General features: G+C 38.6%; 1 protein-coding gene. It reads right to left on the bottom strand.

All coding sequences use genetic code 11. From position 1 onward, the window contains the following. Positions 1 to 197, bottom strand: a 197-nt coding sequence (locus tag FD09_RS15790; protein ID WP_338054271.1) for a cation efflux transmembrane domain-containing protein, incomplete at its 3' end; no start/stop codon positions are given. Between the last annotated feature and the right edge of the window lie 10 nt (positions 198 to 207).

Raw genomic sequence — 207 nt, 5'->3', positions numbered from 1 at the left:
ATTGTGCTTAAAAATTCAGGTACAGTTTTATAGAGGATATAGAGTGCTATCAAAATCGATAAGATTGGATCCAATCGATAAGCCTCGGTAAAGTTCATTACGATACTCACAACCAAGACCCCAATCCACCCTAATACATCTTCTAGCATATACAGGTTCAACATGCCTTCGTTTTTAGATGACCCTTTGCTTAGAATCCAAGCCGCA

Origin of the sequence: Schleiferilactobacillus perolens DSM 12744, from assembly GCF_001435585.1 — a bacterium.
Taxonomy (GTDB): domain Bacteria; phylum Bacillota; class Bacilli; order Lactobacillales; family Lactobacillaceae; genus Schleiferilactobacillus; species Schleiferilactobacillus perolens.
The sequence above is the reverse complement of the archived record's forward strand: the minus strand, read 5'-3'. Positions and strand labels throughout refer to the sequence as shown.